General features: G+C 61.3%; 20 protein-coding genes. 10 read left to right on the forward strand and 10 right to left on the reverse strand.

The genetic code is table 11. From position 1 onward, the window contains the following. Position 1 precedes the first annotated feature (1 nt). From ACLD1X_RS13870 to gloB, 6 genes are all read right to left on the reverse strand, one after another. Positions 2-1,021 carry an ABC transporter permease gene (locus ACLD1X_RS13870; RefSeq protein WP_223461820.1) on the reverse strand — a complete coding sequence of 340 codons (1,020 nt, stop codon included), beginning with the start codon at positions 1,019-1,021 and terminating at the stop codon, positions 2-4. A gap of 1 nt (position 1,022) precedes the next feature. Continuing rightward, positions 1,023-2,096 (reverse strand): microcin C ABC transporter permease YejB, encoded by a 1,074-nt coding sequence (locus ACLD1X_RS13875; RefSeq protein WP_429368455.1) that lies wholly within the window; start codon positions 2,094-2,096, stop codon positions 1,023-1,025. A 4-nt stretch (positions 2,097-2,100) separates the two neighbouring features. After that, positions 2,101-3,942: an extracellular solute-binding protein gene (locus ACLD1X_RS13880; protein WP_429368457.1), complete on the reverse strand. Its 1,842-nt coding sequence runs from the start codon at positions 3,940-3,942 to the stop codon at positions 2,101-2,103. Beyond that, a complete protein-coding gene (locus tag ACLD1X_RS13885) occupies positions 3,939-5,759 on the reverse strand; it encodes an extracellular solute-binding protein (protein WP_429368508.1) in 1,821 nt (606 codons plus the stop codon). Before ACLD1X_RS13885 ends, ACLD1X_RS13880 begins: the two co-directional genes overlap by 4 nt. Before the next feature lie 275 nt (positions 5,760-6,034). Then, the gene (locus ACLD1X_RS13890; protein WP_429368458.1) at positions 6,035-7,465 is read right to left on the reverse strand and encodes a transglycosylase SLT domain-containing protein; all 1,431 of its coding nucleotides are present in this window, start codon (positions 7,463-7,465) and stop codon (positions 6,035-6,037) included. Positions 7,466-7,564: 99 nt separating this feature from the next. Continuing rightward, positions 7,565-8,332, reverse strand: coding sequence for a hydroxyacylglutathione hydrolase (gloB, locus tag ACLD1X_RS13895; RefSeq protein WP_429368510.1), 768 nt, complete (start codon positions 8,330-8,332; stop codon positions 7,565-7,567). A 65-nt stretch (positions 8,333-8,397) separates the two neighbouring features. Here gloB and ACLD1X_RS13900 point away from each other — a divergent pair, with 65 nt between their 5' ends. The 5 genes from ACLD1X_RS13900 to ACLD1X_RS13920 all read left to right on the forward strand — a co-directional run bounded on the left by ACLD1X_RS13900 (position 8,398) and on the right by ACLD1X_RS13920 (position 13,681). Further along, positions 8,398-9,156, forward strand: a complete 759-nt coding sequence (locus ACLD1X_RS13900; RefSeq protein WP_429368460.1) for a methyltransferase domain-containing protein — start codon at positions 8,398-8,400, stop codon at positions 9,154-9,156. A gap of 92 nt (positions 9,157-9,248) precedes the next feature. Next, entirely contained in the window at positions 9,249-9,701 is a 453-nt protein-coding gene (rnhA, locus tag ACLD1X_RS13905; protein WP_108215886.1) for a ribonuclease HI, read from the forward strand. Between the two features lie 213 nt (positions 9,702-9,914). Then, positions 9,915-10,673 carry a DNA polymerase III subunit epsilon gene (gene dnaQ / locus ACLD1X_RS13910; protein WP_429368462.1) on the forward strand — a complete coding sequence of 253 codons (759 nt, stop codon included), beginning with the start codon at positions 9,915-9,917 and terminating at the stop codon, positions 10,671-10,673. Positions 10,674-10,796: 123 nt separating this feature from the next. Continuing rightward, complete coding sequence (locus tag ACLD1X_RS13915; protein ID WP_429368464.1) at positions 10,797-13,052, forward strand: Orn/Lys/Arg decarboxylase N-terminal domain-containing protein; 2,256 nt, start codon at positions 10,797-10,799, stop codon at positions 13,050-13,052. Between the two features lie 14 nt (positions 13,053-13,066). Continuing rightward, positions 13,067-13,681 carry a GNAT family N-acetyltransferase gene (locus ACLD1X_RS13920; protein WP_429368466.1) on the forward strand — a complete coding sequence of 205 codons (615 nt, stop codon included), beginning with the start codon at positions 13,067-13,069 and terminating at the stop codon, positions 13,679-13,681. Here the strand turns inward: ACLD1X_RS13920 and ACLD1X_RS13925 are convergent. Next, positions 13,647-14,540 carry a LysR substrate-binding domain-containing protein gene (locus tag ACLD1X_RS13925; protein ID WP_429368468.1) on the reverse strand — a complete coding sequence of 298 codons (894 nt, stop codon included), beginning with the start codon at positions 14,538-14,540 and terminating at the stop codon, positions 13,647-13,649. The two genes, ACLD1X_RS13920 and ACLD1X_RS13925, sit on opposite strands and share 35 nt — an antisense overlap. 88 nt (positions 14,541-14,628) lie before the next feature. Beyond that, positions 14,629-14,856 (reverse strand): hypothetical protein, encoded by a 228-nt coding sequence (locus tag ACLD1X_RS13930; protein WP_429368470.1) that lies wholly within the window; start codon positions 14,854-14,856, stop codon positions 14,629-14,631. Positions 14,857-15,031: 175 nt separating this feature from the next. Between ACLD1X_RS13930 and ACLD1X_RS13935 the strand changes: the two genes are divergently transcribed. After that, positions 15,032-15,592 carry an NADPH-dependent FMN reductase gene (locus ACLD1X_RS13935; protein WP_429368472.1) on the forward strand — a complete coding sequence of 187 codons (561 nt, stop codon included), beginning with the start codon at positions 15,032-15,034 and terminating at the stop codon, positions 15,590-15,592. Positions 15,593-15,617: 25 nt separating this feature from the next. Here the strand turns inward: ACLD1X_RS13935 and ACLD1X_RS13940 are convergent, their stop codons facing one another. After that, positions 15,618-16,277, reverse strand: a complete 660-nt coding sequence (locus tag ACLD1X_RS13940; protein ID WP_429368474.1) for a TetR/AcrR family transcriptional regulator — start codon at positions 16,275-16,277, stop codon at positions 15,618-15,620. A gap of 54 nt (positions 16,278-16,331) precedes the next feature. On the opposite strand from ACLD1X_RS13940, the gene ACLD1X_RS13945 reads away from it, so the two are divergent. Beyond that, positions 16,332-17,435, forward strand: coding sequence for a DUF2855 family protein (locus ACLD1X_RS13945; protein ID WP_429368476.1), 1,104 nt, complete (start codon positions 16,332-16,334; stop codon positions 17,433-17,435). Positions 17,436-17,604: 169 nt separating this feature from the next. Here the strand turns inward: ACLD1X_RS13945 and ACLD1X_RS13950 are convergent, their stop codons facing one another. Further along, complete coding sequence (locus ACLD1X_RS13950) at positions 17,605-18,555, reverse strand: DUF1853 family protein (protein ID WP_429368478.1); 951 nt, start codon at positions 18,553-18,555, stop codon at positions 17,605-17,607. Between the two features lie 117 nt (positions 18,556-18,672). On the opposite strand from ACLD1X_RS13950, the gene ACLD1X_RS13955 reads away from it, so the two are divergent. From ACLD1X_RS13955 to ACLD1X_RS13965, 3 genes are read left to right on the forward strand one after another with little or no spacing between them, the layout of a single operon-like run. Next, the gene (locus ACLD1X_RS13955) at positions 18,673-19,563 is read left to right on the forward strand and encodes an NAD(+) kinase (RefSeq protein ID WP_008016128.1); all 891 of its coding nucleotides are present in this window, start codon (positions 18,673-18,675) and stop codon (positions 19,561-19,563) included. Then, on the forward strand, positions 19,563-20,534 hold the full coding sequence (locus ACLD1X_RS13960; RefSeq protein ID WP_429368480.1) for a metallophosphoesterase: 972 nt from the start codon (positions 19,563-19,565) through the stop codon (positions 20,532-20,534). Before ACLD1X_RS13955 ends, ACLD1X_RS13960 begins: the two co-directional genes overlap by 1 nt. After that, a complete protein-coding gene (locus ACLD1X_RS13965; protein ID WP_429368482.1) occupies positions 20,531-21,400 on the forward strand; it encodes a rhomboid family intramembrane serine protease in 870 nt (289 codons plus the stop codon). The genes ACLD1X_RS13960 and ACLD1X_RS13965 overlap by 4 nt, the downstream gene beginning before the upstream one ends. The last annotated feature ends 15 nt before the right edge of the window (positions 21,401-21,415 follow it).

Consider the following 21,415-nt stretch of genomic DNA (forward strand, 5'->3'; position numbering starts at 1 on the left):
TTCACTTCCTCGGGTCGAAGGCATCGCGAGCGGACTCGCCGATGAACACCAGCAAACTCAACATCAAGGCCAGCACCGCAAAGGCGCTGATGCCCAGCCACGGCGCCTGCAGGTTGGATTTGCCCTGGGCCACCAGTTCACCCAGCGAAGGGCTGCCCGCCGGCAGGCCGAAGCCGAGGAAGTCCAGGGCGGTCAATGTACCGATGGCGCCGGTGAGGATGAACGGCATGAAGGTCATGGTCGAGACCATCGCGTTGGGCAGGATGTGGCGGAACATGATCGCACCGTTCTGCATGCCCAGGGCGCGGGCCGCACGCACGTATTCCAGGTTGCGCCCGCGCAGGAACTCGGCGCGCACCACATCCACCAGGCTCATCCACGAGAACAGCAGCATGATCCCCAGCAGCCACCAGAAATTGGGCTGCACGAAACTGGCGAGGATGATCAGCAGGTACAACACCGGCAGCCCGGACCAGATCTCCAGGAAGCGCTGCCCGGCCAGGTCCACCCAGCCGCCGTAGAAACCCTGCAAGGCCCCGGCGATCACGCCGATGATCGAGCTGAGCACGGTCAGGGTCAGGGCGAACAGTACCGAAATGCGGAAGCCGTAGATCACCCGGGCCAGCACATCGCGGCCCTGATCGTCGGTGCCCAGCAGGTTGTCCGTCGACGGTGGGGCCGGCGCCGGTACTTTCAGGTCGTAGTTGATGCTCTGGTAGCTGTAGGGAATCGGCGCCCACAGCACCCAGGCGTCCTTGGCCTTGAGCAGCTCGCGGATGTACGGGCTCTTGTAGTTGGCCTCCAGCGGAAACTCGCCGCCGAAGGTGGTTTCCGGGTAGCGCTTGAGCGCCGGGAAGTACCAGTTGTTGTCGTAATGCACCGCCAGCGGCTTGTCGTTGGCAATCAGCTCGGCGCCGAGGCTGGCGCCGAACAGGATCAGGAACAGCCACAGCGACCACCAGCCACGCCTGTTGGCCTTGAACAGTTCGAAGCGTCGGCGATTGAGGGGGGACAGGTTCATCTCAATGCTCCCGGCTTTCGAAGTCGATGCGCGGATCGACAAGGGTGTAGGTGAGGTCGCCGATCAGTTTCACCACCAGCCCGAGCAGGGTGAAGATGAACAGCGTGCCGAACACCACCGGGTAATCGCGGTTGATCGCCGCTTCGAAACTCATCAGGCCGAGGCCGTCGAGGGAGAAGATCACCTCCACCAGCAATGAGCCGGTGAAAAAGATGCCGATCAGGGCCGAAGGGAAACCGGCGATCACCAGCAGCATGGCATTGCGGAACACGTGGCCGTACAGCACGCGGTGATTGGTCAGGCCCTTGGCCTTGGCGGTGATCACGTACTGCTTGTTGATCTCGTCGAGAAAGCTGTTCTTGGTCAGCAGGGTCATGGTCGCGAAGTTGCCGATGACCAGCGCGGTCACCGGCAGCGCCAGGTGCCAGAAATAGTCGAGGATCTTGCCGCCCATGCTCAGTTCATCGAAGTTGTTCGAGGTCAGCCCGCGCAACGGGAACCAGTCCAGGTAACTGCCGCCGGCAAATACCACGATCAACAGGATGGCGAACAGGAACGCCGGGATCGCATAGCCGACGATGATCGCCGAACTGGTCCAGACGTCGAAGTGGCTGCCGTGCCGCTTCGCCTTGGCGATGCCCAGCGGGATCGACACCAGGTACATGATCAGCGTGCTCCACAACCCGAGGGAGATCGAGACCGGCATCTTTTCCTTGATCAGGTCGATGACCTTGGCGTCGCGGAAGAAGCTGTCGCCGAAATCCAGGGACGCGTAGTTCTTGACCATGATCCACAGGCGTTCCGGCGCCGACTTGTCGAAGCCGTACATGTGCTCGATTTCCTTGACCAGCGCCGGGTCCAGGCCCTGGGCGCCGCGATAGGCCGAGCCGGCCACCGACACTTCGGCACCGCCGCCGGCGATGCGGCTGGTGGCGCCTTCGAAGCCTTCGAGCTTGGCGATCATCTGCTCCACCGGCCCGCCGGGAGCGGCCTGGATGATCACGAAGTTGATCAGCAGGATGCCGAACAGGGTCGGGATGATCAGCAGCAGTCGCCGAAAAATGTACGCCAGCATCTGATTACTCCGTGCCCGCAGGTTCGGCCTGCAATGTGGTTTCGACTTCTATCGCCGGCTTGATATCAGGCTTGACCCACCAGGTGGCCGTGCCGATGTCGTATTTAGGCGAGACCTTCGGATGGCCGATGTGGTTCCAGTACGCCACGCGCCAGGTCTTGATGTGCCAGTTGGGTATTACGTAATAGCCCCATTGCAGAACGCGGTCCAGCGCACGGGCATGGGCCACCAGGCTCTTGCGCGAATCGGCGTTGATCAGTTGCTCGACCAGCTGATCGACCACCGGATCTTTCAGGCCCATGGAATTGCGGCTGCCGGGTTTGTCGGCGGCGGCCGACATCCAGAATTCCCGTTGCTCGTTCCCCGGCGAGTTGGATTGCGGGAAGCTGCCGACGATCATGTCGAAGTCCCGGGAACGCACGCGGTTGATGTATTGCGAGACGTCGACCCGGCGAATCACCAGGTCGATCCCCAGGTCGCTGAGGTTGCGCTTGAATGGCAGCAGCACCCGTTCGAATTCGGTCTGGGCCAGCAGGAACTCGATGACCACCGGTTTGCCGGTGGCGTCGACCATCTTGTCATCGACGATGCGCCAGCCGGCCTCCTGCAGCAGTTGATAGGCTTCGCGTTGCTGGGTGCGGATCATGCCGCTGCCGTCGGTGCTCGGGTTCTGGAACGCCTCGCTGAATACCTGCGGTGGCAGCTTGCTGCGCAACGGATCGAGGATCGCCACCTGATCGGAATCCGGCAGGCCGGTGGCGGCCATTTCCGAGTTCTCGAAATAACTGCGGGTACGCGCATAGGCGCTGTTGAACAGCTGCTTGTTGGTCCATTCGAAGTCCAGCAATAGCGACAACGCCTGGCGCACGCGCACATCCTGGAATACCGGGCGGCGCAGGTTGAACACGAACCCTTGCATGCCGGTCGGATTGCCGTTGGGAATCTGCTCCTTGACCAGGCGGCCTTCGGTGACCGCCGGAATGTTGTAGGCGTTGGCCCAGTTTTTCGCGGTCATTTCCAGCCAGTAGTCGAACTGTCCGGCCTTCAATGCTTCCAGGGCCACGGTGTTGTCGCGGTAGTAGTCGGTGGTCATTACGTCGAAGTTATAAAAACCCCGATTGACCGGCAGGTCCTTGCCCCAGTAATCCTTGACGCGCTCATAGCGTACCGAGCGCCCGGCCTTCACTTCGCTGACCTTGTACGGGCCGCTGCCCAGCGGAATCTCCAGGTTGCCCTTGTTGAAGTCACGGTCGGCCCACCAATGCTTGGGCAGCACCGGCAGTTGGCCAAGGATCAGCGGCAGCTCGCGGTTGTTGGTGTGCTTGAACTTGAACAGTACGGTGAGCGGATCTTCAGCGACCACCTCCGCCACGTCGTTGTAGTAGCCGCGGTACATCGGGGCGCCGTCCTTGGTCAGCATCTGGAAGCTGAACACCACGTCTTCGGCGCGTACCGGATGGCCATCATGGAAGCGCGCTTCGGGGCGCAGGTAGAAGCGCACCCAAGCGTTGTCCGGGGCCTTTTCGATCAGCCGGGCGATCAGGCCGTACTCGGTGAACGGTTCGTCCAGGCCTTGCTTGGCCAGGGTGTCGTAGATCATGCCGATGTCGTCCGCCGGCACGCCTTTGCTGATGAACGGGTTGAGGCTGTCGAAGCCGCCGAAACCGGCCTGGCGGAATATCCCGCCCTTGGGCGCGTCCGGATTGACGTAGTCGAAGTGCTTGAAGTCGGCCGGGTATTTCGGCGGCTCGTTGTACAGGGTCACGGCGTGTTGCGGGGCGGCGCAGGCCAACCCGGCGAACAACAGGCCGCTGGCCTGCAGGAGCAGGGTGCGGATGGGCTTCATTGATCTTTCTCCGAAGATTTCAGCCACCACGCGTTCAGGCCCAGGGTATAGGGCGGCGTGGTGACGAAGGCGAGCCGGTTGCGGTACGCCAGACGGTGATAATCGAGGTACCAGTTGGGAATCATGTAGTGCTGCCACAGCAGCACGCGGTCGAGGGCCTTGCCGGCGGCGACTTGCTCATCCCGGGTCCGGGCGGCCAGCAGCTGTTCGAGCAGATGGTCGACCACCGGGTTGGCGATGCCGGCGTAGTTCTTGCTGCCCTTGACCCCGGCCTGGCTGGAGTGAAAGTACTGCCACTGCTCCAGGCCCGGGCTGAGGGTCTGGTTGAGGGTCATCAGGATCATGTCGAAATCGAACTGGTCGAGGCGCTGCTTGTATTGCGCGCGATCGACCGTGCGCAATTGCGCATCGATGCCGATGCTGGCGAGGTTCTCGACGTAAGGCTGGAGGATGCGTTCCAGGTTCGGGTTGACCAGCAACAGCTCCAGCCGCAAGGGTTGCCCGGCGGCGTTTTGCAGGCGCTGGCCATTGAGCTTCCAGCCCGCTTCGGCGAGCAGGCCGAGGGCTTTGCGCAAGGTCTCCCTGGGGATGGCGCGCCCGTCGGTCTGCGGCAGGCTGAACGGTTCGGTAAAGAGCCTGGCCGGCAGCTGTTCACGATAGGGCTTGAGCAACAGCCATTCATGTCCGACCGGCAAGCCGCCGGCCGAGAATTCACTGTTGGGGTAGTAGCTCATGGCGCGTTGGTAGGCGCCGCCGAACAGTGTGCGGTTGGTCCATTCAAAGTTGAACATCAGTCCCAGCGCCTCACGGACCTTGGCGTCGGAGAACGTCGGACGACGGCTGTTCATGAACAGGCCCTGGGTCTGGGTCGGGATCTGGTGGGGGATCTGCGCCTTGATCACTTCACCGCGGCGTGTGGCGGGAAAGTTGTAGCCGGTGTCCCAGTTCTTGGCCTGATGCTCGATATAGATGTCGAATTCACCGGCCTTGAAAGCCTCGAACGCCACGTCGCTGTCGCGGTAGAACTCGACTTCCATGCGGTCGAAGTTGTACTTGCCGCGATTGACCGGCAGGTCCTTGCCCCAGTAATCCTTGACCCGTTCGAAGACGATCTGTCGCCCTGGCGTGACCGACGTGATGCGATACGGTCCGCTGCCCAGTGGCGGCTCGAAGGTGGTGGCCTTGAAGTCGCGACCTTTCCAGTAGTGCTGCGCCAGCACCGGCATTTCGCCCAGGCGCAGGATCAGCAGCGGATTGCCGGCACGCTTGAACACGAAACGGACCCGCTGCGGGTTGAGGATGTCGACCCGCTGCACTTCCTGGAGGCTGGTGCGGTACAGCGGATGACCTTCCTTGAGCAGCAGGCGATAGGAGAACGCGACGTCGTAGGCGGTGATCGGCGTGCCGTCATGGAAGCGTGCTTCGGGACGCAGGTTGAACACCACCCAGCTGCGGTCCTCGCTGTACTCCACCGATTGGGCAATCAGGCCATAGCTGGACGCGGGCTCGTCACCCGAAGGCGCGTACTGCCCGGTGCCGACCATCAGCGGTTCGTTGAGCTCATTGATACCGTATTGCAGGAAGTTCGGTGTGGTGACCGGGCTGGTGCCCTTGAAGGTGTACGGATTGAGCGTATCGAAGGTGCCAAACGCCATTACCCGCAACGTACCGCCTTTGGGCGCTTGCGGGTTGACCCAGTCGAAGTGGGTAAATCGGGCCGGATACTTGAGCGTGCCGAACTGCGCATAACCATGGCTTTCGCTGATCGTCGCGCTTGCGGTGGAGCTCAAGGCCAGGCTGATCAGGAGCAGTGGCAGGGGACGCTTCAAATAGGGGATCCGATCCAGGCCGCTTGGGCATTATGGATCGTACAGTAACAGCTTGTATGGACAGGAAAAAGACGGGGGCAAGTGCGCAATATCGGTCGACGACAATTCTGTGGGAGCGAGCCTGCTCGCGAAGAGGCCGGTAGAACCGACGCATTTTCGTGACTGAATCATCGCTTTCGCGAGCAGGCTCGCTCCCACAGTTGTTTTGTACTCACCAAAACGACTGTGCAGACATGAAAAACCCCTGAAGTCAGGGGTTCTTTTTAATGCGGGTTGGCCACCGTCAGCATCTGTCCGGGCTTCAGCGCCTGGCCGACGCGCGGGTTCCAGCGCTTGAGGTGCTGCATCTCTACGTTGAAGCGCTTGGCCACGATGTACAGCGAGTCACCTTGCTGGACCTTGTACTTGGTCTGCTGCTTCTTGGTATTGGCCGCAATCACGGTGTTGACCCGACCGGAACTGCGTTTGCTGTTGTCCTGCATGACCAGGGTCTGGCCGGGCTTGAGGTTCTTGCCGGTCATTTTGTTCCAGCGTTGCAGGTCCTTCACGTCAACGTTGTTGGCCTTGGCGATGGAGCCGAGGTTGTCACCCCGTTTGACCCGGTAGGAACGCCTGGCGCTGGCGACCTGGGTGTCGTCGGCACCTTCGAAGACCGGCTTGAGCGATTTCTTGCTGATCAACTCTTCAGGGCGCATGGTCTGCAGGCTGCTGGTCAGCAGTTGCGCCTTGGAGGTCGGCACCAGCAGGTGCTGCGGGCCGTCGATGGTGGTGCGTTGCTTGAAGGCCGGGTTGAGCTGGAACAGTTCGTCTTCGTCGATATTGGCAACTTCAGCGACCTTGGACAGGTCCATGCGCTGATTGATTTCGACGACCTGGAAGTAGGGTTCGTTGGCGATCGGGTTGAGGTTCACGCCGTAGGCTTCCGGTGCCATCACCACTTGCGACAGCGCCAGCAGCTTCGGTACGTAGGCCTGGGTTTCGGCCGGCAGCGGCAGGTTCCAGTAGTCGGTCGGCAGGCCGAGACGCTCGTTGCGCTCGATGGCCCGGCTGACGGTGCCTTCGCCGGCGTTGTAGGCCGCCAGGGCCAGTAACCAGTCGCCGTTGAACATGTCGTGCAGACGGGTCAGGTAATCCATCGCGGCGGTGGTCGACGCGGTGATGTCGCGACGGCCATCGTAGAATCGGGTTTGACGCAGGTTGAAGTAGCGCCCGGTGGAGGGGATGAATTGCCAAAGACCCACCGCGTCGGCCCGGGAATAGGCCATCGGGTTGTAGGCACTTTCAATCACTGGCAGCAATGCCAGTTCCAGCGGCATGTTGCGCTCTTCAAGGCGTTCGACGATGTAGTGAATGTAGAGGCTGCCACGTTCGCCGGCGTTTTCCAGGAACGATGGATTGCTGGCGAACCACAGGCGCTGTTGCTCGATGCGCGGGTTGACGCCCAGCCCGTCCTGCAGCTGGAAGCCCTGCCGCATGCGCTCCCAGACGTCCTGTGGAATTTGCGGACTGGGTTTTTCGCTCAGCCAGATCGGCTTCTGCTTGGCGCGCGCGGCGACGTTCGGCGTGTGCGCCGCATCGGTCTGCGGCGCATGGCTGGAACAGCCCGCCAGGGTGGCGGACACAGCCACCGCTATGGCTTGAGCCAAGCGGGTCAATGCGTCGGAACTGATGGCTTTGCGAATAGGTGACGACATTGGCTGGAAGTAAGTTCCGGGCAAAAATGTCGGGCGATTCTAGAAAGCGCACCCTGTGCGGTCAACCTTTCAGAATTGTTGCAACCTTTTGAGCTCCCTTTAGAACCTGTCTTTCCAGGCTCGAATTGCAGCAAAAACCATATCGGGCGCCGAGTTATCGGTGCCGGTCCGTTCGTCCGCTTTTTCTTTAACAGATGTTTCGGTGGCACGCAAAAACGGGTTTGTGAGCTTTTCCAGTGCCAGTGTCGATGGCAGCGTCATGATCCCGGACTCCCGTTGGCGGATGACTTTGGCCAGGCGCTCGGCGGTGTGCGTATTGTCCGGTTCGACGGCCGCCGCAAATTTCAGGTTACCGAGAGTGTATTCGTGGGTGCAGTAGACCAGCGTGTCTTCCGGCAGCGCCGCGAGGCGTGTCAGCGAGCTGTGCATTTGTTGTGGCGTGCCCTCGAACAACCGCCCGCAGCCCGCGGCAAACAGGGTGTCGCCACAGAACAGCAAACCGTGATGGTAATAGGCGATATGCCCCAGGGTGTGGCCAGGGACCGCGATGACGTCGAAGTCCCAGCCGAGCACGCTGACCTTGTCGTTGTCCTTGAGCGCGACGTCCCGTGCCGGGATCGTTTCGCTGGCCGGGCCATAGACTTTCGCGTTTGTCGCTTTCTTCAGCAACTCGACGCCGCCGACGTGGTCATGATGGTGGTGAGTGATCAAAATATCACTCAGCACCCAGCCCGGATTGGCCGCGAGCCAGGCTTGTACCGGGGCGGCATCACCCGGGTCGACCGCAACGCAGCGTTTGCTGCCGTGGTCTTGTAACAACCAGATGTAGTTGTCGGTGAAGGCGGGCAGGGCAGTGATCTGTATCATCGTCGGATTCGCCAAGCGGAAAACAATGGCGCATCTTAGAACTTCCTGGCGCGTTGGAGAATGCAATGACTGATAAAGCGTTCGCACAAGCCGATCCCGACTGGCTGGCGTTGATCAGCGCCGCCCGCGAGTGGCTGGCGGGCCCGCTCGGGCAATTTCTGCTGGACGAAGAGCGGCGCATGCTCGAAGACGAGCTCGGGCGGTTCTTTGGTGGCTATCTGGTGCATTATGGCCCCTCGGCCCAGCCCCCGCCGTCAGCGCCGCAGGTGCAGCGCAATGTGCGCCTGGGTGCGCCGTTGCCGGGGGTCGAGATCGTTTGTGAAGAGCAGGCCTGGCCGCTGAGCGAGCACGCTGCCGATGTGGTGGTGCTGCAGCATGGCCTGGATTTCTGCCTGTCGCCCCATGGTTTGCTTCGCGAGGCGGCGAGCAGCGTACGTCCCGGCGGGCATTTGCTGATCATTGGCATCAATCCCTGGAGCAGTTGGGGCCTGCGGCATGTGTTTGCCCAGGATGCGCTGCGCAAGGCGCGCTGCATTTCTCCGTCACGGGTTGCGGACTGGCTGAACCTGCTGGGCTTCGCGCTGGAGAAACGCCGCTTCGGGTGCTATCGTCCGCCGCTTGCGTCACCGGCATGGCAGACCCGCCTGGCCGGCTGGGAGCGCAAGGCCGGTGACTGGCAACTGTCGGGCGGCGGCTTCTATTTATTGGTGGCGCGCAAGATAGTGGTCGGCCTGCGACCGGTCCGTCAGGAGCGGCGCGAGCCAATGGGCAAGCTGATTCCATTGCCGATGGCCAAGGTCAACCGTCGCAACATCGAACCCTGATACACACTTTTTATTTGCGGCCGGGTCTGTCCCGGCTTCGGGCGTCGTCGATCAGCGATCGGCGGGCCAACGCATTTTCTGGATAGATTGGCATGAGCGATAGCGTAGAACTGTTCACCGACGGCGCCTGCAAAGGCAACCCTGGCCCGGGCGGCTGGGGCGCACTGCTGGTGTGCAAGGGTGTCGAAAAGGAACTCTGGGGCGGCGAAGCCAATACCACCAACAACCGCATGGAGCTGATGGGCGCGATCCGTGGCCTGGAAGAGCTCAAGCGTCCCTGCGACGTGCTGCTGGTGACCGACTCCCAGTATGTGATGAAAGGCATCAACGAGTGGATGGACAACTGGAAGAAGCGCGGCTGGAAAACCGCGGCGAAGGAACCGGTGAAAAACGCCGACCTGTGGAAGTTGCTCGACGAACAGGTCAATCGGCACAAGGTCACCTGGAAGTGGGTGCGCGGACACATTGGCCATCATGGCAACGAACGGGCCGACCAGTTGGCCAACCGTGGCGTCGATGAAGTGCGCGGGTACAAGCAGGGCTGATTCCGGTATTGCCGATGAACCGCGCCGTGGCCTTCGCGAGCAAGCCCGCTCCCACACTGGATTTGTGTCGTCCACAAAGTTGTGAGCTGACGCCGATTCAATGTGGGAGCGGGCTTGCTCGCGAAGGCGGCGACTCGGTGTATCTGAAACACCCCGGCGAGCGTGTTAACATCGCCGCTTTTGCACGATTGACCGATTGAGAGCTGAGCACTGATGGCCACCAGATCCGTTGTACTCGACACCGAAACCACCGGCATGCCGGTGACCGACGGCCACCGGATTATCGAAATCGGTTGTGTCGAGTTGATCGGCCGGCGCCTGACGGGCCGGCACTTTCACGTGTACCTGCAACCCGATCGCGAAAGTGACGAGGGCGCCATCGGCGTCCACGGCATCACCAACGAGTTCCTCGTGGGCAAGCCGCGTTTTGCCGAAGTGGCCGAAGAGTTCTTCGAGTTCATCAAGGGCGCGCAGCTGATCATCCATAACGCGGCGTTCGACGTTGGCTTCATCAACAACGAATTCGCCCTGATGGGGCGCCAGGACCGCGCGGACATCACGCAGCACTGCTCGATCCTCGACACCCTGATCATGGCCCGGGAGCGTCACCCCGGGCAGCGCAACAGCCTCGACGCCCTGTGCAAGCGTTATGGCGTCGACAACTCCGGCCGTGAACTGCACGGCGCCTTGCTCGACTCCGAGATTCTCGCCGACGTCTACCTGACCATGACCGGGGGGCAGACCAGTCTCTCCCTGGCCGGTAATGCGTCCGATGGCAATGGATCCGGTGAAGGGGCGGACAACTCAGCCACCGAGATCCGCCGTTTGCCGGCGGATCGCCAGCCGACGCGCATCATTCGCGCCAGCGAAGACGACCTGGCCCGCCACGCCGCGCGCCTGGAAATCATCAGCAAATCCGCGGGTGCCCCGGCCTTGTGGGTGCAACTGGCCGAGGCTGAAGCGCAGGCCTGACCCTTTCAAAAAGCGGACACCCTGTGACCCATTTCAGTGCATTCCGCTCGCTACATCCGCTGCAACACTCTACCCTGAGGTGATTGGCAGGCTCTGGTCTGCCGCCTCGGGACACTGAGCCTCATGTATAAAGATCTGAAATTCCCGGTCCTGATCGTTCATCGCGACATCAAGGCCGACAGTGTCGCCGGTGACCGCGTGCGGGGGATCGCCCGGGAGCTGGAGCAGGAAGGGTTCAGTGTCGTTTCGGCGGTGGACTACACCGAAGGGCGACTGGTGGCGTCGACTTACCATGGCCTGTCCTGCATGTTGATTGCGTCAGAGGACGCCAGCACCCATTCGCATTTGTTGCAAAACATGGCTGAACTCATCGGTCTGGCACGAGAGCGTGCACCGGATCTGCCGATTTTCGCCCTGGGCGAAAAGGTGACCCTGGAAAACGCGCCCGCCGACGCCATGGCCGAGCTCAATCAGTTGCGCGGCATTCTTTACCTGTTCGAAGACACGGTGCCCTTTCTCGCCCGACAGGTAGCCCGCGCTGCACGCAAATACCTTGATGGCCTGTTGCCGCCGTTTTTCAAGGCGCTGGTGCAACACACGGCGGATTCCAATTATTCCTGGCACACCCCCGGTCACGGCGGCGGCGTGGCGTATCACAAAAGCCCGGTCGGGCAGGCGTTTCACCAGTTTTTCGGGGAAAACACCCTGCGCTCGGATCTGTCGGTGTCGGTGCCGGAACTTGGTTCCTTGCTCGATCACACCGGTCCGCTGGCGGAAGCCGAGGCCCGGGCAGCACGCAATTTCGGCGCAGATCACACCTTTTTCGTGATCAATGGCACGTCCACGGCCAACAAGATTGTCTGGCACTCGGTGGTCGCTCGCGATGACCTGGTGCTGGTGGACCGCAATTGCCACAAGTCGGTGCTGCACTCGATCATCATGACTGGCGCGATTCCACTGTACTTGTGTCCGGAGCGTAACGAGCTGGGGATCATCGGCCCGATTCCCCTGAGTGAGTTCAGCCGCGAGTCGATCCAGGCCAAGATCGATGCCAGCCCGCTGACCAAGGGGCGCTCGCCGAAGGTCAAGCTTGCCGTGGTGACCAATTCGACCTATGACGGCCTCTGTTACAACGCCGAACTGATCAGGCAGCAACTGGGCAATAGCGTTGAGGTGTTGCACTTCGACGAGGCCTGGTACGCCTATGCCGCATTTCATGAGTTTTTTTCCGGGCGCTACGGCATGGGCACGTCCCGTGATGAAGGCAGCCCGTTGGTGTTCACCACCCATTCCACCCACAAGTTGCTGGCGGCATTCAGTCAGGCGTCGATGATTCATGTGCGCGATGGCGGTGCGCGGCAACTGGATCGGGACCGCTTCAATGAAGCGTTCATGATGCATATCTCGACCTCGCCGCAGTACGGCATCATCGCCTCGCTGGACGTGGCCTCGGCGATGATGGAGGGGCCGGCCGGGCGTTCGCTGTTGCAGGAAATGTTCGACGAAGCCCTGAGTTTTCGTCGGGCGCTGGCTAACTTGCGACAGCACATTGGCGCTGACGACTGGTGGTTTTCGATCTGGCAACCGCCGTCGGCGCAAGGCATCGAGCGGGTCGTCACCGAGGACTGGTTGCTGCAGCCCGATGCCGACTGGCATGGTTTTGGCGGCGTGACCGACGATTATGTGCTGCTCGATCCGATCAAGGTCACGCTGGTGATGCCGGGGTTGACGGCCGGTGGTGCCCTCAGCGAGCGCGGGATTCCGGCGGCGGTGGTCAGCAAGTTCCTTTGGGAGCGTGGCCTGGTGGTCGAGAAAACCGGGTTGTATTCGTTCCTGGTGCTGTTCTCCATGGGCATCACCAAAGGCAAGTGGAGCACGCTGCTCACCGAACTGCTGGAGTTCAAGCGCAGCTATGACGCCAACGTCAGTCTGGCCAGTTGCCTGCCTTGCGTGGCGCAGGAGAATGTCGCACGGTATCAGGGCATGGGCCTGCGGGATTTATGCGATCAGTTGCATGCCTGTTACCGCAGCAACGCCACCGCCAGGCACCTCAAGCGCATGTACACCGTATTGCCGGAAGTCGCGATGAAGCCGGCAGACGCCTATGATCAATTGGTGCGGGGTGAGGTTGAAGCGGTGTCGATCGATGCGCTGGACGGGCGGATCGCCGCGGTGATGCTGGTGCCGTATCCCCCCGGCATTCCGCTGATCATGCCGGGCGAGCGCTTTACCGAATCGACTCGCTCGATCATCGATTACCTGGCGTTTGCCCGTACGTTCGATAGCAGTTTCCCGGGGTTCGTTGCTGATGTGCACGGATTGCAACATGAAGACCAGGGCAGTGGGCGGTGCTACACCGTCGATTGCATCAAGGAGTGAGGACCTTTCCCAGTATGCAGCCAGTTATGAATCCGATTTACCCAGGCTTGTCGGTACGGGTTGCCGATGACGGCTTTGCCGCCTATATCTGGGGCAGCGATTTCAGTTTTGAAGTCGCGGCCTACGGTGCGGCCGAAATAGGTGCGCCAGTGGCACGGTGGCCGGTCACCCCGATCACGCCTTATCGCAAGTGCTACGGCATCGACCCGGAGGAATTCAGCAGCTTTCGCGATGCTGCCGACAGTGCGATTTTCATGGCCTATCTGGATGACCAGCCCGTGGGGCACCTGGTGGTCAGCACCAACTGGAACGGCTTTGCCCATATCGACGAACTGGCGGTGCATGCACCGGCCCGGCGACACGGAGTGGCCAAGGCCCTGCTGGATGTGGCGCAATTCTGGAGCCGCAAGAAAAAGCTCCCGGGCATCATGCTCGAAACCCAGAACAACAACCTGGGCGCCTGCAGGCTCTATGAACGCTGCGGGTACGTGATTGGCGGGATTGACCACCTGCGTTATCGCGGCATCGATCCGAATACCGCCGAAGTGGCGCTGTTCTGGTATCGGCTGTTCGAAAATCCGCTGGAAAGCCCGCTCAGTTCGTCAGCATCGCCGCGGCTTGTTCCGTGACGATGGCCAGCAGGGCCTGAATGGCCGCAGACGGTTCGGCGTTTTTCAGGGTCAGGGCATAGAGACTGATCGGAACGGCGGGCGCCAGCGGGCAGGTGTCCAGCCCCGAGGCTTTGGCGCCGAGGGCGGTGAAGGGGTCGACGATGGCCAGGCCTTCGCCGGCCTCGACCATGCTGCGCATCATCTGATGCGTCTGCACCCGGGTCTGAATCACCGGTGCAGGGCGCAAGCCGTGCAGTTTGTTTTCCAGTGCCGGGCTCAGCGGGTCGTGCCCCTCCAGGCCGATCATTGCCTGGCCGGCCAGATCCTGCAGTGAAATGTATTTCTGTTTCGGTTGCAGCCAGCCATGGGGGGCGAGCAGCTGAAGTTTGCCCTGGGCTATCACCTGGCAATCGAGGTCGGCGTGTTCGGGGTCGTGCAGGCTCAGCCCCAGCTCGCTTTCACGCAGCAGCAGGCTTCTGACGATGTCGCGGGTCGGCTGGCTCAGCAATGTGCAAGGCGCGTCGGGCAGGCGTCGGCGCAGGGCTGCAATGCTGTGTGGCAGCAATTGGTTGGCCAGCGGCGGGGTGCAGATGATGCGCAGCGGCGGCGCCAGGTATTGCCTGAGGCTGTTGGCCAGGCGCTGTACGGGTTCGAGCGCGTCGTAGACCCGGGCAATCTCCACCTGCAGTTCCCGCGCTTCGCGGGTGGCCTGCAATCGTCCGCGCACGCTGGCAAAGAGCATGAAGCCCAACTGATCCTCGGCGTCGCGCAGCAAGCGCTCGACTTCGGTCACCGGCAACTGCAGCCATTCGGCGGCGGTGCCCAGGTGACCGGTCTGCAACAGCGCCTGGATCACTTCGATATGGCGTAAGCGCATGCGTGAAGTCCATGTTCAGCAGGTGGAGGAGTCAGTGGCTGAATCCTACCCCAAGTCCGGGCATATGACTTCTGCTCATAACGACGCGTTATGAAACGCTGATGGTTTGCGGTTCGCGGGTAAGGGTAATGCCGGTTTGCACCAACAGAAACTCGTTATCGTCGACCTTGTTGACACGGTCGCCAATGGCGAGCTTGTAGGTGGTGACAGGCTTTGAACCCTCTACCGCCGGGGTGGATTCCTGGAACTCGTGCACCGAATAAATACGGCCTTCCGCGTCTCTTGCATGGAACTGACCGACGAGTACTGCTGCCATCTGCTTAGAACCTCTGGAGATAAATCACTCAATTTGCGGCTCTGTAGACCGTGCTTTGGTGGGGTAAGTTTTCCTACGGGAAAAAAATAGTCAGGGACGGCGTTTTCAGTCGCCCGCTGCTTGAATCGTCATCTATAACTACAAGCTCTTCATATCGGACAGTCGAGAAATTCCCATGAGCAACGTCTATACGGTCGCCGTCCTGGTCGGCAGCTTGAGAAAGGAATCGATCAACCGCAAGGTCGCACGGGCCCTGGCAGAACTGGCGCCGGCCAATCTCAAGCTCAACATCGTCGAAATTGGCGATCTGCCGCTGTATAACGAAGACATCGATGGCGCTTCACCGCCGGCAGCCTACAGCACTTTCCGGCAACAGGTGAGTTCTTCCGACGCGGTGCTGTTCGTGACCCCGGAATACAACCGATCGGTGCCGGCTCCGCTGAAAAACGCGATTGACGTGGGGTCGCGTCCGTATGGCAAAAGTGCCTGGAGCGGTAAGCCGGGCGCCGTTATCAGCGTTTCGCCAGGGGCCGTCGGCGGGTTTGGTGCCAACCACAACCTGCGTCAATCCATGGTGTTTCTCAATGTGCCACTGATGCAGCAACCGGAGGCCTATCTGGGGAACGCCGGTTCGGCGTTCGACGAGGCGGGCAAGTTGTCCGAGTCGGTCAAGCCGTTCCTGCAAAGTTTCATCAATGCCTACGGGCAGTGGGTCGAGCAGCACAAGAAAGTGTGATGTTCTTTGTGGCCGGCGCTTCGGGCTACGAAGCGCTGGCCAATCGGCTGCAAATCATCGATTCCATTTCCGACAGCCAGGTGGCGGTTTGCTCCGCCGTCGGTTGTACCGTGACGCAATAGCGGCGACCGCCCCAGGCCATGATGACCCAGGCGTCAATCGTCGCTGCCGATGGCTGCATCGGCAAATCGCTACAAGCAGCCAGGGCTTCCCGCCATTTTTGCGACAGTTCTGCGTACACCCTTCGATGATGCTTGGGTTCGGCGATCTGATGCTCGATGAGTGACACGGCATGGTTGAACAGGGGTTGTCGGGCGTCGTCGGGATTGCAGGTCAGGTGTATCAGGCGCTGGATGCGGGTCGGCCAGTCCAGTTCGGTTGCCTGGATGACGTCCTGATCCATTTGCGCCAGCAAGGCATCCAGGCGATGACGGATGTAACCCGAGAGCAAGGCTTCCTTGCTGGGGAAATAGTCATACAGCGTGCCAATCGCCACGCCGGCTTCCAGTGCCACTTCCCGGGTGGTCAGCCCTGACCAGCCGTCACGCTGCCAAATCCGAACAAAAGCCTCGTAAATCGCCTCGACGGTGAAAATCGCCCGAGCCTGGCTCGGCCGTTTCAGTGGCTTGGCGCGGGAATTGAGGGTGGGCAAGCGGCCCTTGGCGTTTCCGAACCCGCTCTTCATTGGCTGTCATTACTCTTGTGTGACCCGCCACTGTGTCGCAGCAGGAGACTGAACATGCAGGACCTCACCACGGTAACACGCCTGATTACCCGTAAAAATGCCCTGGACCAGAGCCGAATAGAGCAGGAGCAGCGCAGCCTGATACCGGCCGCAGGCGAGGTGATCTTGAAGATTGATCGTTGCGCCTTGACCACCAACAACATTACGTACGCGGCTTATGGCGATTCAATGAATTATTGGGGGTTTTTTCCTACAGGCCTGGAGGATTGGGGGCATGTCCCGGCCTGGGGGTTCGCCAACGTCATTGCGTCAACCGTGGCAGGCATCAAGGTCGGCGAGCGTTTCTACGGGTACTTTCCGCTGGCCAGCCACTTGTGGATGCGCCCGGAGCGGGTCACCGAACGTGGCTTTTACGATGGGGCCGAGCATCGGTCGGGGTTGACCTCGGCGTACAACCAATACACGCGTTGCAGTTGGGATGCGTACTACAGCCCTGAAACCGAAAACCTGCAGATTCTGCTCAAGCCGTTGTTCCTGACTTCGTCGATGCTGGCGGACTTCCTGCAGGACAACCGGTTTTTCGGCGCGACCCGCCTGGTGTTCTCCAGCGCTTCCAGCAAAACCGCCTATGGCACGGCCGTGTGTCTGGAGCAGCACCCGCAACTGCAGCGCGTGGCGCTGACGTCCGCCGGCAACAAGGCGTTTGTCGAAAAGCTCGGCTGTTACGAACAGGTGGTGCCTTATGCCGAGCTGGCAAGTCTCGCCGCTGACCGTCCTACGTTGTATGTGGATTTTTCCGGCGACCTGGGACTACGCGATCAGGTTCACCAGCATTTTTCCGGGCAGCTGGTCTACAGCTGCTTCGCCGGGTCTGCGCAAAGTACCGATGAGGCACGGCTGACCGCCATCGAGGGGCCGCAACCGGTGTTCTTTTTTGCGCCGATCCAGATCCGCAAGCGCAATGCCGAATGGGGGCCGGAAGGGGTCAGCCAGCATATCGGCGAAGGGCTGGTACGGTTTTTCCGGCAGCTGGCGGTGAGCGAAAAGCCGTTGCTGGAAGTCGTTGAAAGTCGGGGGTTCGAGGCGGCAAAAAGCGTCATCTCCCGTTTGTTCCATGGCCAGGTTCCACCCGTCGAGGGGCATGTGATTCGCTTGTAGGCGGGGCAGTCTTCGTGCAACTGGGGTTCCTGAGTTAGACCGTGGTGACTTCTTCGCGAGCAAGCCCGCTCCCACATTCGATCTCGGTCGAGTACAGATTTTGTACCCACTGAAGATCCCTGTGGGAGCGGGCTTGCCCGCGAAGGGGCCGGCTCAGGCAATACGAGATTCAACCTTGTCCCGGCACATTCGGCCAAAGATCCGCCACCAGAAACAGACGTTCTGCTTCTTCCCAGTCGCCGCTGGCATTTTCCGTCAGGCGCACCAGCAATTGTGCCGGCGCCAGCGGGTCGAGCTCATCAAGCCACGCCTGCATCTGTTCAGGGTTCCAGGTGTGTTCCGCCGCATAGTGCGCCGGCGCCAGCCAGGCATGGCGGGGCAGGGGTTGCCAACGCCCCGGCGGGCTCTGGGCCGACAACGCCGGCCAATCCCTTTGATGCAGCCAGCGCCCGCGCAAATGTTGCGGATGTGCGCCTGACGGCGGGGCGGCCTGTCCGGGCCACGGGTACAGCAGATATCCCCCCAGCCACAAATGCGCACTGAACGCCTGGATGTCCAGCCCCGCCAGCACTTCACGGCTCTCGGGACGAGCGGAAATCGGTAGTTGATGCTGGCTCAGGTGCGCCAGTTTGCGGTCGAGCCGGTCATGGCACCCCGGACCCAACCACTGGGCAGCGTCGTGTCCGTCGCCGGATTGCGGGCCGAGGTAGAGCTTGATCGCCAGTTCCAGGTGATGCACGCCGTCGCGGTCGCGCAGCAGCATGTCCAGTTCACCCAGGGTGTGCCCCTCGCGCCGGATCGGCATGTTGGCGGCAATCAATTCAATGCCCGGCGCATGCTGCACGGCAAATTGCCAGAGGCGTTCGTAGTACAGGCCCAGGCGCCGGGTGCGGGCCTGGGCCAGCCAGTGCAGCAAGCCATAACTGTCGCGGTCCAGCTGCCGCAGCCAGTGCTCGAGCTTTTGCGGTGCCAGCACCCAGTCGCTACCGGCCAGCGGGTGGCGCTGCGGCCACGGGGTATCGCCCAGCATGGGTGGCGCGAGGATGACCCACGCCAGGTCACGCACTTCAGGATGGCGTAACTGATGGGGCAGGTGGAGCAAATCCGGAAATAGCATCATCTTGCGAGCATAGCGCGAAACCCGGGCACACCCTTGAAGCTGAAAGGATTTTGTCTACGGCCGGCTTTCGCCCATAATCGTGGTTTTCGCCGCCAGACAGATCCCCGCAGGAGCCCCATGGAGCAATTTCGCAATATCGGCATCATCGGTCGCCTGGGCAGTTCCCAGGTGCTGGATACCGTCCGCCGACTGAAACGGTTTCTGCTCGATCGTCACCTGCACGTGATCCTCGAAGACACCATCGCCGAAGTGCTGCCAGGGCACGGCCTGCAAACCTCGTCGCGCAAGATGCTCGGCGAAGTCTGCGACATGGTCATTGTGGTCGGTGGTGACGGCAGCTTGCTCGGAGCCGCCCGGGCGTTGGCAAAGCACAATATTCCGGTGCTCGGCATCAACCGGGGCAGCCTGGGTTTCCTGACCGACATTCGCCCCGACGAGTTGGAAACCAAGGTCGCCGAAGTACTGGATGGCCACTATCTGGTGGAAAACCGCTTCCTGCTGCAGGCCGAAGTCCGCCGCCATGGCGAGGCCATCGGCCAGGGCGATGCCTTGAACGATGTGGTGCTGCACCCCGGCAAATCCACGCGAATGATCGAGTTCGAGCTGTACATCGATGGCCAGTTCGTCTGCAGCCAGAAGGCCGATGGCCTGATCGTCGCCACACCGACCGGTTCGACCGCTTACGCGCTGTCGGCGGGCGGGCCGATCATGCATCCCAAGCTCGACGCTATTGTGATTGTGCCGATGTACCCCCATACCTTGTCGGGTAGGCCGATTGTGGTCGATGGCAACAGTGAGCTGAAAATCGTCGTGTCCAAGGATATGCAGATTTACCCGCAAGTCTCGTGTGACGGTCAGAACCACTTTACCTGCGCGCCCGGCGACACCATTACCGTCAGCAAAAAAGCCCAGAAGCTGCGGCTGATTCACCCGCTCGACCACAACTACTATGAAGTCTGCCGGACCAAGCTCGGCTGGGGCAGCAAGCTGGGGGGTGGAGGCGACTGATGCTCGATCCCGCGCGTAGCTACGACCTGATCGGTGACGTGCATGGTTGCGCTCTGACCCTGGAGCACTTGCTCGACCGACTCGGTTATCACAAGCAGGGTGGCGTCTGGCGACATGCCTCGCGCATGGCGGTGTTCGTCGGCGACATCATTGATCGCGGCCCGCGGATTCGCGAGGCGCTGCACATCGTCCACGACATGGTCGAGGCCGGTCAGGCCCTGTGCATCATGGGCAACCATGAGTTCAATGCACTGGGCTGGAGCACGCCGGCGCTGCCGGGCAGCGGCAAGCAGTTCGTGCGCGAGCACACGCCGCGCCATGCCCGCCTGCTGCATGAAACCCTGACCCAGTTCGAACATCATCCCGGTGACTGGCACGACTTCCAGCAATGGTTCTATGAGCTGCCATTGTTCGTTGATGCCGGGCGTTTTCGCGTGGTCCACGCCTGCTGGGATGCCGGGCTGATCGAGCCGTTGCGGGCATTGTTCCCCAACGGTTGCATCGACGAGCCATTTCTCCAGGCGTCGGCGCAGTCGGGTTCGTTTGCCTGCACCGTGTTCGACCGGCTGCTGCGCGGCACGGACATGCGCTTGCCCCATGGCCTGACCATGACCAGTGGCGATGGTTTGGTGCGTTCGTTCTTCCGCACCAAGTTCTGGGAAGACGATCCGAAAACCTACGGCGACATCGTGTTCCAGCCGGATGCACTGCCGGAACCCGTGGCCCGGACGCCGCTGACGTCCACCGAAAAGAACAGCCTGCTGCGCTATGGCATCGATGAGCCACTGCTTTTCGTTGGCCATTACTGGCGCAGCGGCAAGCCGGCACCAATCCGGCCGAACCTGGCCTGTCTGGATTACAGCGCGGTGCTGTACGGCAAACTGGTTGCCTATCGACTGGATCAGGAAACCTGCCTGGATCCGCAAAAATTCGTCTGGGTCGATGTCGAGCGGCCGGAGGTACTGCAATGAGTGCTGTAGCGGTATTGCGTCTGCCACTGGCGGTGGACCTGAGCGGGTTCGTCACGCTGCTCAAGCGCATGCAAGTGCCCCATCGGGTCAGCGAGGAAGCGGGCGAGCAGGTGCTGTGGGTGCCAGACAACATCAGCGAAGACGTGCGCGCGCTGTACGAGCGCTTTCCGGCGGGCGATCCCGACCAGCAACTGGACATCCCGGTGGCGCAAACCATCAAGCGTCCGGGGTTCGTCGAACAATTGAAATACGCCAGGGCCACCGCACTGGTGCTGCTGCTGAGCCTGATCGTCGGTGCAGTGACGTTGCTTGGCGACAACCTTGAAACGATGCGCTGGCTGACCTTCCTCGAGTTCCGCGTGGTCGGTGAATACCTCCACTTCACGCCACTGGCCGATAGCCTGGCGGCGGGGCAGTGGTGGCGCCTGTTCACGCCGATGCTGATCCACTTCGGCATCCTGCACCTGGCGATGAACGGCATGTGGTACTGGGAACTGGGGCGGCGCATCGAGTCGCGCCAGGGCAGTATCAACCTGATCGGCCTGACCTTGCTGTTCAGCCTGGTGTCCAACTTCGCCCAGTATTTCTTCAGCGGCCCGACCTTGTTCGGTGGCTTGTCCGGCGTACTGTATGGCCTGCTCGGGCATTGCTGGATCTTCCAGCTGCTGGCGCCGAACCCGGCTTATCGCCTGCCGCGCGGCGTGCTGGTGATGATGCTGGTGTGGTTGCTGCTGTGCCTGTCCGGGCTGGTCTCGATGATCGGCTTCGGCGAAATCGCCAACGCGGCCCATGTCAGCGGGTTACTCATCGGATGCTTCACCGGTTTGTTGGGCGGTTTGTATAACCGCCGTAAACTGGCCGCCTAATTCAGACACGCAATA

The sequence above is a fragment of the Pseudomonas sp. 18173 genome (genome assembly GCF_050432945.1).
Lineage (GTDB): Bacteria > Pseudomonadota > Gammaproteobacteria > Pseudomonadales > Pseudomonadaceae > Aquipseudomonas.